This window comes from Aeromonas sp. BIGb0405 (genome assembly GCF_024807335.1).
In the GTDB taxonomy this organism is placed as follows: domain Bacteria; phylum Pseudomonadota; class Gammaproteobacteria; order Enterobacterales; family Aeromonadaceae; genus Aeromonas; species Aeromonas rivuli.
The window spans coordinates 243,637-256,480 of the sequence record NZ_JANUEP010000004.1 but is presented as its reverse complement, the minus strand read 5'-3'; the positions used below and the strand labels follow the sequence as shown (position 1 = coordinate 256,480).

The window sequence follows — 12,844 nt, the reverse complement described above, 5'->3', positions numbered from 1 at the left end:
AGTGGTCAGCCATGAGGTGAAGCGAGTGGAACAGAAGAAGCGGATTTGGGTGGCGGTTGGCGTCATCGAGAACGAGCGGGGTGACATCTTCATCGCCAAACGCTCCTCAGACAGTCACCAGGGCGATCGTTGGGAGTTCCCCGGTGGCAAGGTTGAGGCGGGGGAAGATCTGCTGGCAGCCCTGGACAGGGAGCTGTGGGAGGAGATCGGCATCCGGGTCGAGGATTGCGCCCCCTTCATGGAGTTGCATCATGACTATCCCGAGAAACAGGTGCTGCTGGATATCTGGAAGGTGACGCAGTTCAGTGGTGAACCCTTTGGCAAGGAGGGCCAGGAGTGTCTGTGGGTACCCCTGGCCGAGCTGGATAACTACCAGTTCCCGGATGCCAATGGCCCCATAGTCGCGCGGCTCCAGGGTTTGGTCGCTAAAAGCTGACAACGAATGCGGTAGCGAAACGTTGATAACAAAAAAGGGCCATTGTGGCCCTTTTTTGTTATCACGGGGAGGGCTCAGCGCCACTCCTCTCCGGCATCGGGATCTGGCAGCAGATCCGGATTGATCTCTCCCGGGATCCGCTTCTCTTCATCGGCCCACTCGCCAAGATCGATCAGCTGGCAGCGCTTGCTGCAGAAGGGGCGAAACGGGCTCTGCGGCCCCCATTCCACGGGTGTTTGGCAATTGGGGCAGTTGACCTTGGTGACCATGGGTTCCTCCACAGGCAAGAGATGAATGGCGCAGGATGGGAGCCAGGCTCCCATCCTGCGTTAGCAGCAGGCGAGCTGGAAGGGCACATCGCCAATGGGTTGTTCCTGGGTGGGCAGGAAGCGCAGCGCAAAGCGGTTCTTGTGGCCACTCAGGGTCGGGTAGCAACCCATGGCATGGGGCAGGCGGATACGGATCAACTCCGCATTCTCCGCCGTGTCCTGATAGAAACCATTGGTGGCGACCTGATCGCTGAAGTGGGACGCATCCCGCCACAGTCGCAGCAAGAGGCCAATCGCCCCCATCAGCAACTGGATGTCGCTCAGCCAGGCTTCCATCTGCGGGTGTCGCAGGGACGCCGGGGTGGTCAACCAGTGGTGCAGCTGAGGCACATCAAAGGCGCAGAGTCCGCCGGGAATGGAGAAACGCTGGCGGATGGAGCCGAGCAGCTTGTCTTCCTTGAGGCGAGCGCCGGGACGCGCGGCACCCAACAGCTTGCGGGAAAGCTGGCTGCTCTCCTGCTGCATCGCCCGGATCTGGTCGAGATCGACATCGGGCAGCTCTGCCCAGTGGCCGAGGCGTTGACTCAGGCGTTCAAGATCCTTGATGAGATCCGAGCGCAGATCTCCCCGCTCGAGCAGTTCCTGCAGATCGAACAGCCCCTTGAAGAAGGCGATATGAGACCAGGGGTGATCGCTCCCCAGATTGTCATGGATCTGGTTGAACAGTGATTCCAGACGAAGATAGGTCCGGCTTTTTTCGTTGAGAGGGAAATCGTAAATCATGCCTAATCCTGGCCAGCCATAAACCGGCCTAGTGTACTCACAGTTGCCGGGCTTGTTGAGTGGCAAATGTCAGATATGTTTGGTGCAGCGCCAGAATTCGCCCACGCAATAGCTCGGGAGAGCCGTCCCGGTTCTCAATGATGTCATCGGCGGCGGCCAAGCGAGCCATACGACTCGCTTGAGCGGTGACGATGGCCCTGGCCTGTTCACGGCTGACCCCATCACGACGACAAGTGCGGGTGATCTGTGTCTCCTCGTCCACATCGACCACCAGTACCCGGTTAGCCATGGCAGTGAGCCGGTTTTCAACCAGCAGGGGCACCACCAGCAAGCAATAAGGGGAGCGAGCCTCGGCGCATTGGCGCTGCATCTCCTGGCGGATCAGGGGGTGGAGCAGGGCGTTGAGCCACCCCTTGGCATCGGGCTCTCTGAACACGCGGTCACGGAGCTTGCGTCTGTCCAGTGCACCCTCTTCATCGAGCACGCCAACCCCGAAGTGCTGGGTGATGGCAGCCAGTGCAGGGGTACCGGGTTCCACCACCTCGCGGGCGATAACATCCGCATCAATGATGTCGATGCCCAGCTCGCCAAACAGATTGGCGACAGTGGTCTTGCCACTGCCTATGCCCCCTGTGATTGCGACTATATACATGGGTGAGTGTGTCCTGAAGTGATCGTTCTTTATTCGTCTTGCTGGTTATTGTGCCCCAAGCGGGGGTCAGAGCACCATGTGCAGATACCAGGTGGTGATGCTATCTCCCCAGAGCAGAGCGACCCAACCGGCGATGGCGAGATAGGGGCCGAAGGGGATGGGGTTGCTGTGCGCTTGGCGGCGGGAGACGATAAGGGCTATGCCGATCACGGCACCCACCAAGGAGGAGAGCAGCAGGATCAGCGGCAGCGCCTGCCAGCCGAGCCAGGCACCCAGGGCTGCCAGCAACTTGAAGTCACCATAACCCATCCCTTCCTTGCCCGTGAACAGTTTGAAGGCCCAATAGAGGCTCCAGAGCACCAGATAACCGGCCATGGCACCGATGACGGCATCCGCCAAGGGCACCTTCTGCCAGATGAGGTTGACCAGCAGGCCAGCCCAGAGCAGCGGCAGCGTGAGGGGATCTGGCAGTAGCATCTTGTCCAGATCGATGAAGGTCAGAGCAACCAGCACCCAGGTGAGCAGCAGATAGGCCAGCAGGGAAGGGTCAGCAGGCAGGCGGCTGGCCACGACGACGGAGAGCAGGGCGGTGAGCAGCTCGACCAGGGGATAGCGCGCCGAGATAGGCGCGGAGCAGCTGCGGCAGCGCCCCTTGAGCCAGAGCCAGCTCAATAGCGGGATGTTTTCCAGGGCGCTGATGGCATGGTGGCAATGGGGGCACCGGGAGCGTGGCACCATGAGGTTATAGGGCTCGGTAGGGGCGGACTCGCTCTCAGGATGAAAGTAGTCCCGATACTCGGCCAGCCAGCCACGCTCGAGCATGATGGGCAGACGGTGGATGACGACATTGAGGAAGCTGCCAATGGTCAGGGAAAAGAGAAATACCAGGGTCAGGTAGAGCCAGGGCAGGCTGAGCGCCAGTTCAGTCATGGGTTGCATCGAGTCTCGGATAAGGAAGCAGGCAGTGTAGCATGACCCCGGCGGCTGAGGGCGCTGGCCCCCCGCCGGGATGGTTTGATCGCATTAGTGGATGACAGAGCCCAGTTTGAAAATGGGCAGATACATGGCCACCACCATGCCGCCAACCAGCACGCCCAGTACCACCATGATAAAGGGCTCTAGCAGACTGGTGAGGCCGTCGACCAGATCGTCAACCTCCTGCTCGAAGATGGTCGCGACCTTGGAGAGCATCTCATCGATAGCGCCAGACTCCTCTCCTATCATCACCATCTGGATCACCATGTCCGGGAAGAGATCCACGGTGCGCATGGCGACGTTGATCTGCATACCAGCCATCACCTCATTGCGAATGGCCAGAATGGCAGTGCGATAGACATAGTTCCCCGAGGCTCCTGCCGCCGAGATAAGTGCATCCACCAGGGGAATACCGGCGCTGAAGGTAGTGGAGAGGGTGCGAGCGAAGCGGGCCATGGCGGCCTTGTGCAATATCATGCCGACCACGGGGATGGTGAGAATGAACTTGTCGGTGTTATCTCGGACTTTGGAATAGCGGCGCCAGGCCCGTACATAGAGGAAGATGGCCAGGGCTACCCCGCCGAAAATCACATACCACCAATCCTGCATGAAGCGGGATATGCCGATGACGAACTGGGTGAAAATGGGCAGCTCGGCGCCAAAGCTCTTGAAGATGTCTTCAAACTGCGGGATGACAAACAACAGCAGGATGGAGGTCACCACTATGGCCACCAGGATCACCATACTGGGGTAGAACATCGCCTTCTTGATCTTGGATTTGAGCGTTTCGGCCTTTTCCCGATAGGTAGCGATGCGATCATAGATGGTCTCGAGTGCCCCCGAATGTTCCCCTGCCTCGATCAAATCGCAATAGAGATCGTCAAAATGGCGGGGGTGTTGGCGCAGGGCTTCCGACATGGGCGTACCGGTTTCGACATCGCTGGCAATCTGTCCCATCAAATCACGCATGCTCGATTTTTCGTGGCTACGGGCGATGATCTGCAGGCTCTGCACTAGGGGTACGCCAGCGCTCAACATGGTAGCAAGTTGGCGGCTCACCACGGCGATATCCATCGCCTTGATCTTGGCACCCGCCTTGGAGAAGAGGCCGTGACTCTTTTTGCCGATACGGGAGACGCTGACCCCCTGCTTGCGCAGCTCGGCCTTGGCCATATTGACGTGTTCGGCTTGTAGCTCCCCGGAGATATCCTTGCCTTTGCGATTGACCCCTTTCCAGCGGAAGGTATAGACCTTGGCGGGCTGGTTGCGCTTCTTCGATAGAGTAGCCATCCTTGCATCCTTGCAATGAGGGCCGCTTGATGAGCGGCGTGATAAGTCGGCGGTCTGACGAGCTAGTTGGTGGTTATCCTATTGATTTCGCTCAGACTGGTGACGCCGAGACGGGCTTTTTCCAGGCCAGATATGCGCAGGGTTCGCATCCCCTCCTTCTGGGCGATGGCGGCAATCTGCAACGAGTTCGCCCCCTGCATGATGAGTTTGGCGATATTTTCTGACATCAACAGTATTTCATAAATGCCGACCCGCCCCTTGTAACCCCCGGTACACTCCTTGCAACCCTTGGGTTTGAACAGCCTTACCCCAGCGGTCACTTGCTGAGTACTGAAGCCCAGCGCGGTCAGTTCGGAGTCGGGGATAGCTTCAGGTTCCTTGCAGTGATCGCACAGCTTGCGGGCGAGCCGTTGAGCCATGATGAGCGTTACCGACGAGGCAATGTTGAAGGCGGGCACCCCCATGTTCATCATCCGGGTCAGGGTCTCGGCTGCCGAGTTGGTGTGCAGGGTAGAGAGCACCAGGTGGCCGGTCTGGGCCGCCTTGATGGCTATCTCGGCGGTTTCGAGATCCCGGATCTCCCCCACCATGACGATATCCGGGTCCTGGCGAAGGAAGGAGCGCAGGGCGCTGGCGAAGGTGAGCCCTGCCTTGGGATTGACCTGCACCTGATTGACCCCGGGCAGGTTGATCTCTACCGGATCTTCGGCGGTGGAGATATTGACCTCAAGGGTATTGAGTATGTTGAGCCCGGTATAGAGAGAAACCGTCTTGCCAGAGCCGGTGGGCCCTGTCACCAGGATCATGCCCTGTGGTTTGCTCAGTGCGGTCAGGTATTGCTGTTTCTGCGTCTCGTCGAAGCCCAGTTGCTCGATGTTGAGCCGGGCCGCCGAGGAGTCAAGCAACCGGATGACGACCTTCTCGCCCCACATGGTCGGCAGGGTATTGACCCGCATGTCCATGGAGCGGTTACGGGACAGCTTGAGCTTGATGCGACCGTCCTGAGGCAGGCGCCGTTCGGCAATGTCGAGTCTGGCCATGACCTTGAGACGGGCGGCGAAGCGGTTGGCCAGATTGACCGGCGGGGTGGAGGCTTCGTGCAATATGCCATCGATACGAAAGCGGATGCGGTACTTGAACTCATAGGGTTCGAAGTGCAGGTCGGATGCCCCCTGGCGAATGGCGTCCATCAAGATCTTGTTGATGTATTTGACGATGGGGGCGTCGTCGTCGGCGGTGTTGACGCTTTCGTCGAGGCGACTGCTGTCGTCAGCCACTTCGAGTGCCGAGATCTCGGCCTCATCAATATCATCCATGCCGAGGGCATCATGCTCGCTCTCGAGTAGCTTGCCGATGGCCTGGCTCAGTTTGTCCTCTTCGACCAGCAGGGCCTCGGTATGCAGGCCGAAGCTGAAGCCGAAATCTTCCAGTGCAGCCACATTGGTCGGGTCGGACATGGCGATATAGAGGGTATGGCCCTGGGTGTAGATGGGCAGCACATGGTGCTTGTCGATCAACTTCTGGTTGAGGTATTTCTGCGGGATCTCGGCCAGGTCGAAGGCGGCAAGATCCAGCAGAGGTACCCCATATTCCAGCTCGCAGAACTCGGCCAGCGCCTTGCTGGCGAGGATATCGTTCTCGATAAGGTAGGTGACAAAGGGTTTGCGCTGGGCGCGGGCCTGGCTCAGATAGTGCTGTGAGTCAGACTCACTTAACAGGGAAGAAGCGGCCAGGCTCAGGGCCAGGCCGCTATGGGGGCTAGAGGTCATGCGTTAGCATTTGCCGTCGGTCACGCAGGAGCCCGAAATTTGCCATAGTACTTGGGCACCAGGTCGAACCGCACCAGAGGTCACTAATGAATAGGTGGATGAATCTAATGCGGCTGCGGCAGTACCTGTGATGGTAATGACTCCAGCGGCATTGGTAACATCAACGTTATCAAAGTTCTCTGTCTGTGCACTTGCTCCAGATACAGAATTTAAACCTGCGGTTGCACAGTTGCTACCAACTGCGGCAGAGGCGCCAGCCCATCCTTGCACGCACACTTCAACGGCCGTTTTTGCTGGCCCCACCGCGGCGATAACCTCCGAAAATTTGGCACGTTTGGTATAGCTCTGATACGCCGGCAGGGCGATGGCGGCAAGTATGGCGACGATGGCCACGACGATCATCAGTTCGATCAGGGTAAAGCCTGTTTGCTTTCTCATCTTCAATATCCTTATTTCACATGGGTCCTGATAACACTGGCGGTGACCTCACCGCTCTTGGCAGCTTAGCCAAACTGCTGCACTTGGCAACAACGCAATCCAGTTTAGTTGACGAGCATTAAACTAATGACATAAGTAGAGATAAATCAGAAGGTTAGTGGTTTCCTTTGGTTCCCTGTCATTCAGTCGGCTGTTCCGGTCTCTCCTTTTACCATGGGCGGGCCTTGCCTAAAGAAAAGGCGTCAATGGCGTCTTTTGCAAGTCGAGATGCGTCAGGGGTTGATTGCTGCCCCGGTACCGGGGGAAGGGGGAGATCGAGGGATTGAGCCAAAAGGATTGAGGGGCTTGACTAAGGAGAGATCCCTGCCCCCGCTGGCATCATGGATAGCGGGGGCAGGTGAATGGTAATGACGGCGTTGACTGTTTAGATAAAGCGCATGGAGAGATCGAGGGCCCGCACATGCTTGGTCAGGGCACCGACCGAGATGTAATCCACGCCGGTGGCGGCAAATTCGGCCAGCGTGTCCAGAGTGACGTTGCCGGATACCTCCAGCTTGGCACGGCGCTCGCCCCCCTTGCCGTTCAGGGTGACCGCCTCACCCATCATGGCCACATCAAAGTTATCCAGCATGACGATATCGGCGCCAGCATCGAGGGCGAGCGCCAGCTCGACGAGCGACTCCACCTCCACCTCCACCGGCTTGCCCGGATTGAGGCGGCGGGCCTCGCTCACGGCCTCCATGATGCCGCCGCAGGCGAGGATATGGTTCTCTTTGATGAGGTAGGCGTCATACAGACCGATACGGTGGTTCTTGCCGCCGCCACAGGTCACCGCATATTTTTGGGCATCCCGCAGCCCTGGCAGCGTCTTGCGGGTGTCGAGCAGGCGGCATTGGGTGCCGGTGAGCTCTGCGACGTAGCGGGCGGTCAGGGTGGCCACCCCGGAGAGGGTCTGCACAAAATTGAGGGCATTGCGCTCGCCGGTCAGTAGCACCCGGGCCGGGCCATGGAGGCGAAACAGCTCCTGATCCGGCTGCAAGATGTCGCCGTCCTGGACCAACCACTCCACTTGTACCTCGCCACCGAGCTGGGCAAAGACTTCATCCACCCAGGCTTGACCACAGAAGACCCCCGCCTCGCGGGTGATGACCCGGGCACTGGCCTGGCGATCGGCCGGAATGAGCTGCGCCGTGATGTCGGCGCGGGCGTCCGGTTGGCCTTGGGCGGTCAGGGCGCCCCCCAAATCTTCGAGTAACGCGGCGCGCACGGCGCGGCTGATGTCCTGTTGTAACATGCCTTTTATTCCTGCAAGGGTCTGAGAAGCAACTGCCTGTCTCGTTGAGTCAGCTCCAGCCGACCGAGGGCGTTCATGCCGACCAGGATCTCATTGCCGCTGGCGGCTGGATTGATGTAAACGGCCAGATCGTACAAGGTCAGCGGGCCCATCGCCAGGCTTTCTATCCGGCCGTTGCCGACCAGAATAGGGCCAGCTGCCGTATTGACCCGACTCTGCCCCTGCACCACGAGCCCCAGCCGACTCGCCACCTCAGCCGGTATGGTGACCCGGGTGGCGCCGGTGTCGAGCAGCAGTTGCACCTCCTGGCCGTTGATGGCACCCTCCAGACGATAGTGGCCGCTGGCATCCATCGGCAGACGCAGTTCGCCGCTGGCAGTGACGCTGGGCTGGCTACCCGTGTGGAAATAGAGGGTGAGCAGTCCCATCAGCGAGAGCCAGGTCAGTAGCCAGAGCCAGCGGGCCGCAGCAGGGGCCGCCATTATGAGCGCCTCCCGGTGCAGGATAACAGTCCGGGCTGTGAACGCGGGGGGAGTGATAGCCAGACCCCAAGGGCGGTAATGCGCACATCCATACCATGAGCAAGAGAGATGATGACCCAGCCTAACACAGTATTTTCCATTGATTCAGACGGTTGGTGCGAGCAGGCCAGACGGGTGCCCTCTCCTCATCACAATGAGCGGGCCAGCCCCGAGGATGTCTCCTTGCTGGTGGTGCACGGCATCAGCCTGCCACCAGGGCAGTTCGGCGGTCCTCATATCGACGAGCTGTTCAGCGGCACTCTCAATCCCGACGGACATCCCTATTTCGCCGAGATCCATCAACTGCGGGTCTCCGCCCATTGCCTGATCCGCCGCGACGGAGAGCTGGTGCAATATGTGCCTTTTATTGCCCGAGCCTGGCATGCGGGCCTCTCTTGCTGGGAGGGGCGAGAGGCGTGCAACGATTACTCCATCGGCATCGAGCTGGAGGGGACCGATGATCTGCCTTATAGCCCTGAACAATATGCCGTGCTGGCGAGTCTCACTCGAACCATTCAGGCGCGTTTCCCGGCCATAGTGGCAGAGCGGGTGGTGGGGCACTGCGACATAGCGCCGGGCCGCAAGACGGATCCGGGCAGCAGTTTTGACTGGCTGCGATATCGCCAGGAAACAAACAAATCCTGCTAGTGTTGAAATTAAGTTTGTGTTTTTTAAATCAATGGCTTGCCAACAGCGCAGGCTATTTTTATTGGCTGTTAACCAAATGTTGTCTGTGATCTGGCGCAGAAATATTGGTCAGACCATTTTCTATGAGTGAGATCATGGTTCCCGAAGATTACCCATAAGTAGGCAGTTCACTTTCTTGATGCAGATCAGATTTTGGGTGGACATTTTCCATGCCCTCTGCTAATTTTCGCCCCATTCATGAAATTGGTAATACCAATTTAACAAAGCTGCCTCATGCCCTATCGTAAAGTTACTCAACCCAAATTGGCTGACGCCATCGTCGCCGAGTTGGAGCACATGATCCTGGAAGGCAGCTTGCAGCCTGGCCAGAAGTTGCCGCCAGAGCGGGAACTCGCCATCCAGTTTCAGGTGTCGCGCCCCTCCTTGCGAGAGGCCATCCAGCGTCTGGAGGCTCGTGGGTTGCTGTATCGCCGCCAGGGCGGTGGCACCTTTGTGCAAAATGGTTTGAGCAAGGGCATCGCCGATCCCCTGTTCGAGCTGCTCAGTACCCACCCTGAAGCCCAGTATGACTTGCTGGAGTTTCGCCACGCACTGGAAGGCATCTGTGCCTACTATGCTGCGCTGCGGGGTACAGAGGCAGATTTCGAGCGCATCCGCGCCGCCCAGGCCGCCATCGAGGCCGCCGGGCAGCAGGGATCGCTTGCGAGCGAGTCGAGCGCTGTCACCCAGTTCTATCTGGCGGTGGCGGAGGCCTCCCACAACGTGGTGCTGCTGCACCTGTTGCGGGCCATGGGTCCCATGCTCGAACAGAACATTTTGCGAAATAACGAAATTTTGAATCGCCGTCCGGGAGTGGTCGCCAAGATCCGTCGCCATCGTGCGTCGCTGATCGAGGCTATCCTGTCGGGGGCTCCGGAGCGGGCCAGGACTGCTTGTCATGAGCACCTGGCCTTTATCGAGGACACCTTGTTGGATATGCAGAGGGAAGATAGCCGGATCCAGCGATCCATGCGTCGGATCCGTCAGCAGGAAAACTAATCCCACAAGGCTTTATTGTCGAATTTTGCGCAACTTACATCCCGTGCAATAACAATAGGAACCAGCCATGTCTGATATCCTGAAGAACGATGTGGACCCGATAGAAACGCTGGAGTGGCTTGCCTCTCTGGAATCCTTGTTGCGTGAAGAGGGTCCGCAACGCGCTCAGTTCATCCTTGAACAGCTTACTGAGAAGGCACGCGTTAGCGGTGTGGAAGTGGCTGAGAAAGCGAATCGCGATTACATCAACACCATTCCTGCCATTGACGAACCGGCTTACCCGGGCGATCAGGAGATGGAGCGCCGTATTCGCGCCATCATCCGCTGGAATGCCGTGATGATAGTGCTGCGCGCTTCTAAAAAGGATCTGGACCTGGGTGGTCACATGTCCTCCTTCGCTTCCAGCGCCACCATTTACGAAGTCTGCTACAACCACTTCTTCCGCGCTCGCAACGAGAAGGATGGTGGTGATCTGGTTTATTTCCAGGGTCACATCTCCCCGGGCATCTATGCTCGTGCCTTCGTCGAAGGTCGCCTGACCGAAGACCAGCTGGACAACTTCCGTCAGGAAGTGGACGGCAAGGGTATCCCTTCCTATCCGCACCCGAAACTGATGCCGGACTTCTGGCAGTTCCCGACCGTCTCCATGGGTCTGGGTCCTATCGCCGCCATCTATCAGGCGCGTTTCCTGAAATACCTGACCGACCGTGGCATCAAAGACTGTGCCGACCAGACCGTGTACGCCTTCCTGGGTGACGGCGAGATGGACGAGCCGGAAGCCAAGGGCGCCCTGACCGTTGCCGTGCGTGAAAAGCTCGACAACCTGGTATTCGTGGTCAACTGCAACCTGCAGCGTCTGGATGGTCCTGTCGTGGGTAACGGCAAGGTCATCAACGAGCTGGACGGCCTGTTCGCTGGCGCCGGCTGGGACGTGACCAAGGTTATCTGGGGTCGCAAGTGGGATGAGCTGCTCAAGAAAGACACCTCAGGCAAGCTGATCCAGCTGATGAACGAGACCGTGGATGGTGACTACCAGACCATGAAGTCCCGTGACGGCGCCTATGTCCGTGAGCACTTCTTCAATCGCTACCCGGAAACTGCCGCCCTGGTCAAAGACATGACCGACGAGGAGATCTTCGCCCTGAACCGCGGTGGTCACGATCCTCGTAAGCTGTTCGCCGCCTTCTCCAAGGCCGCAGCGACCAAGGGCAAGCCGACCGTCATCCTGGCCAAGACCATCAAGGGTTATGGCATGGGCGAAGCGGCCGAAGGCAAGAACATTGCCCACCAGGTCAAGAAGATGGATCTCGGCTCTGTGCGTCACCTGCGCGATCGTTTCAACCTGCCGGTGACCGATGAGCAGATGGAAGAGCTGCCGTACCTGAAGATCGAAGAGGGTACCGAAGAGTACAAGTACCTGCATGCCCGCCGTGCCGAGCTGAAAGGTTATGTACCGACTCGTCTGCGTGAGACCACCACCACCCTGGAAATCCCGGCGCTGGAGACCTTTGGTCCGCTGCTGGGCGAGCAGGCCCGTGAGATCTCCACCACCATGGCGTTCGTGCGTTCCCTGAACGTGCTGCTCAAAGACAAGTCTATCGGCAAGCGCATCGTGCCGATCCTGGCCGATGAAGCTCGTACCTTCGGGATGGAAGGTCTGTTCCGTCAGATCGGCATCTACAGCCCGCATGGTCAGCAGTACACCCCGCAAGACCGTGACATCGTCTCCTACTACAAGGAAGACAAACAGGGTCAGGTTCTGCAGGACGGTATCAACGAGCTGGGCGCCATGTCCTCCTGGCTGGCTGCTGCGACCTCCTACAGCACCAACGATTGCCCGATGATCCCGTTCTACATCTACTACTCCATGTTCGGCTTCCAGCGGATCGGCGACATGGCGTGGGCAGCGGGTGACCAGCAAGCCCGTGGTTTCCTGCTGGGCGCGACTTCCGGTCGTACCACCCTCAACGGTGAAGGTCTGCAGCACGAAGATGGTCACAGCCACATCCTGGCCGGCACCATCCCGAACTGCATCTCCTACGATCCGTCCTACGCCTATGAAGTGGCGGTGATCGTACAGGACGGCCTGCGCCGCATGTACGGTGAGAAGCCTGAGAACGTCTTCTACTACATCACCACCCTCAACGAGAACTACGCCATGCCGGCTATGCCGGAAGGCGCCGAGGAAGGCATCCGCAAGGGTATCTACAAGCTGGAATCCGTGGCCGGTACCAAGGCCAAGGTACAGCTGCTGGGTTGTGGTTCCATCCTGGGCCACGTCCGTACCGCCGCCCAGATCCTGGCGAGCGAATACGGCGTCGGTTCCGACGTGTTCAGCGTCACCTCCTTCAACGAGCTGGCTCGTGATGGTCAGGACGTCGATCGCTGGAACATGCTGCACCCGACTGCTGCTGCCCGCATACCCTACATCACCTCGGTACTGGGTTCCGAAGCCACCATAGCCGCGACCGACTACATGAAGTCCTTCGCCGAGCAGGTGCGTGCCTTCATGCCGACCGAGCACTACCGTGTACTGGGTACCGATGGTTATGGCCGTTCCGACAGCCGTGCCAACCTGCGTCGTCACTTCGAAGTGAACGAGTTCTATGTCGTGGTTGCTGCCCTGACCGAACTGGCTAAGCGCGGTGAGATCGACAAGCAGGTTGTGGCCGACGCCATCGCCAAGTACGGCATCGATGCCGACAAGGTTAACCCGCTGTACGCGTAAGAG

Annotated in this window: 13 protein-coding genes; 4 read left to right on the top strand and 9 right to left on the bottom strand. The window is 58.8% G+C overall.

The annotated features are described in order from the left end of the window. Positions 1-25: 25 nt before the first annotated feature. Entirely contained in the window at positions 26-436 is a 411-nt protein-coding gene (gene mutT / locus M2366_RS12415) for an 8-oxo-dGTP diphosphatase MutT (RefSeq protein WP_224431928.1), read from the top strand. A 74-nt stretch (positions 437-510) separates the two neighbouring features. On the opposite strand, the gene yacG is transcribed toward mutT, so the two are convergent. From yacG to M2366_RS12370, 9 genes are all read right to left on the bottom strand, one after another. Continuing rightward, positions 511-705 carry a DNA gyrase inhibitor YacG gene (yacG, locus tag M2366_RS12410; protein WP_005891160.1) on the bottom strand — a complete coding sequence of 65 codons (195 nt, stop codon included), beginning with the start codon at positions 703-705 and terminating at the stop codon, positions 511-513. 60 nt (positions 706-765) lie between these two features. Beyond that, positions 766-1,488, bottom strand: coding sequence for a cell division protein ZapD (zapD, locus tag M2366_RS12405; RefSeq protein WP_042041798.1), 723 nt, complete (start codon positions 1,486-1,488; stop codon positions 766-768). A 37-nt stretch (positions 1,489-1,525) separates the two neighbouring features. Beyond that, a complete protein-coding gene (gene coaE, locus M2366_RS12400; protein ID WP_259269867.1) occupies positions 1,526-2,140 on the bottom strand; it encodes a dephospho-CoA kinase in 615 nt (204 codons plus the stop codon). 66 nt (positions 2,141-2,206) lie between these two features. Continuing rightward, positions 2,207-3,079, bottom strand: a complete 873-nt coding sequence (locus M2366_RS12395; RefSeq protein ID WP_259269866.1) for an A24 family peptidase — start codon at positions 3,077-3,079, stop codon at positions 2,207-2,209. 84 nt (positions 3,080-3,163) lie between these two features. Next, complete coding sequence (locus M2366_RS12390) at positions 3,164-4,405, bottom strand: type II secretion system F family protein (protein ID WP_259269865.1); 1,242 nt, start codon at positions 4,403-4,405, stop codon at positions 3,164-3,166. A gap of 62 nt (positions 4,406-4,467) precedes the next feature. Then, positions 4,468-6,174, bottom strand: coding sequence for a PilB family type IVa pilus assembly ATPase TapB (gene tapB / locus M2366_RS12385; RefSeq protein WP_259236850.1), 1,707 nt, complete (start codon positions 6,172-6,174; stop codon positions 4,468-4,470). A 3-nt stretch (positions 6,175-6,177) separates the two neighbouring features. Continuing rightward, positions 6,178-6,612: a prepilin-type N-terminal cleavage/methylation domain-containing protein gene (locus M2366_RS12380; RefSeq protein WP_310508870.1), complete on the bottom strand. Its 435-nt coding sequence runs from the start codon at positions 6,610-6,612 to the stop codon at positions 6,178-6,180. Between the two features lie 424 nt (positions 6,613-7,036). Then, positions 7,037-7,906 carry a carboxylating nicotinate-nucleotide diphosphorylase gene (gene nadC / locus M2366_RS12375; protein ID WP_259269864.1) on the bottom strand — a complete coding sequence of 290 codons (870 nt, stop codon included), beginning with the start codon at positions 7,904-7,906 and terminating at the stop codon, positions 7,037-7,039. A gap of 5 nt (positions 7,907-7,911) precedes the next feature. Further along, positions 7,912-8,388 carry a TIGR02281 family clan AA aspartic protease gene (locus M2366_RS12370; protein WP_042041791.1) on the bottom strand — a complete coding sequence of 159 codons (477 nt, stop codon included), beginning with the start codon at positions 8,386-8,388 and terminating at the stop codon, positions 7,912-7,914. Between the two features lie 111 nt (positions 8,389-8,499). Here M2366_RS12370 and ampD point away from each other — a divergent pair, with 111 nt between their 5' ends. The 3 genes from ampD to aceE all read left to right on the top strand — a co-directional run bounded on the left by ampD (position 8,500) and on the right by aceE (position 12,841). Further along, a complete protein-coding gene (gene ampD, locus M2366_RS12365) occupies positions 8,500-9,075 on the top strand; it encodes a 1,6-anhydro-N-acetylmuramyl-L-alanine amidase AmpD (RefSeq protein WP_259269896.1) in 576 nt (191 codons plus the stop codon). Between the two features lie 273 nt (positions 9,076-9,348). Continuing rightward, positions 9,349-10,113 carry a pyruvate dehydrogenase complex transcriptional repressor PdhR gene (pdhR, locus tag M2366_RS12360; protein WP_224431934.1) on the top strand — a complete coding sequence of 255 codons (765 nt, stop codon included), beginning with the start codon at positions 9,349-9,351 and terminating at the stop codon, positions 10,111-10,113. A gap of 67 nt (positions 10,114-10,180) precedes the next feature. Next, positions 10,181-12,841 carry a pyruvate dehydrogenase (acetyl-transferring), homodimeric type gene (gene aceE, locus M2366_RS12355; protein WP_259269863.1) on the top strand — a complete coding sequence of 887 codons (2,661 nt, stop codon included), beginning with the start codon at positions 10,181-10,183 and terminating at the stop codon, positions 12,839-12,841. The last annotated feature ends 3 nt before the right edge of the window (positions 12,842-12,844 follow it).

Excerpts from the sequence above, each read along its gene's own strand:
- yacG (WP_005891160.1), bottom strand. The coding sequence starts at position 705 with ATGGTCACCAAGGTCAACTGCCCCAATTGCCAAACACCCGTGGAATGG.
- zapD (WP_042041798.1), bottom strand. The coding sequence starts at position 1,488 with ATGATTTACGATTTCCCTCTCAACGAAAAAAGCCGGACCTATCTTCGT.
- coaE (WP_259269867.1), bottom strand. The coding sequence starts at position 2,140 with ATGTATATAGTCGCAATCACAGGGGGCATAGGCAGTGGCAAGACCACT.
- M2366_RS12395 (WP_259269866.1), bottom strand. The coding sequence starts at position 3,079 with ATGCAACCCATGACTGAACTGGCGCTCAGCCTGCCCTGGCTCTACCTG.
- M2366_RS12390 (WP_259269865.1), bottom strand. The coding sequence starts at position 4,405 with ATGGCTACTCTATCGAAGAAGCGCAACCAGCCCGCCAAGGTCTATACC.
- tapB (WP_259236850.1), bottom strand. The coding sequence starts at position 6,174 with ATGACCTCTAGCCCCCATAGCGGCCTGGCCCTGAGCCTGGCCGCTTCT.
- M2366_RS12380 (WP_310508870.1), bottom strand. The coding sequence starts at position 6,612 with ATGAGAAAGCAAACAGGCTTTACCCTGATCGAACTGATGATCGTCGTG.
- nadC (WP_259269864.1), bottom strand. The coding sequence starts at position 7,906 with ATGTTACAACAGGACATCAGCCGCGCCGTGCGCGCCGCGTTACTCGAA.
- M2366_RS12370 (WP_042041791.1), bottom strand. The coding sequence starts at position 8,388 with ATGGCGGCCCCTGCTGCGGCCCGCTGGCTCTGGCTACTGACCTGGCTC.
- ampD (WP_259269896.1), top strand. The coding sequence starts at position 8,500 with ATGACCCAGCCTAACACAGTATTTTCCATTGATTCAGACGGTTGGTGC.
- pdhR (WP_224431934.1), top strand. The coding sequence starts at position 9,349 with ATGCCCTATCGTAAAGTTACTCAACCCAAATTGGCTGACGCCATCGTC.
- aceE (WP_259269863.1), top strand. The coding sequence starts at position 10,181 with ATGTCTGATATCCTGAAGAACGATGTGGACCCGATAGAAACGCTGGAG.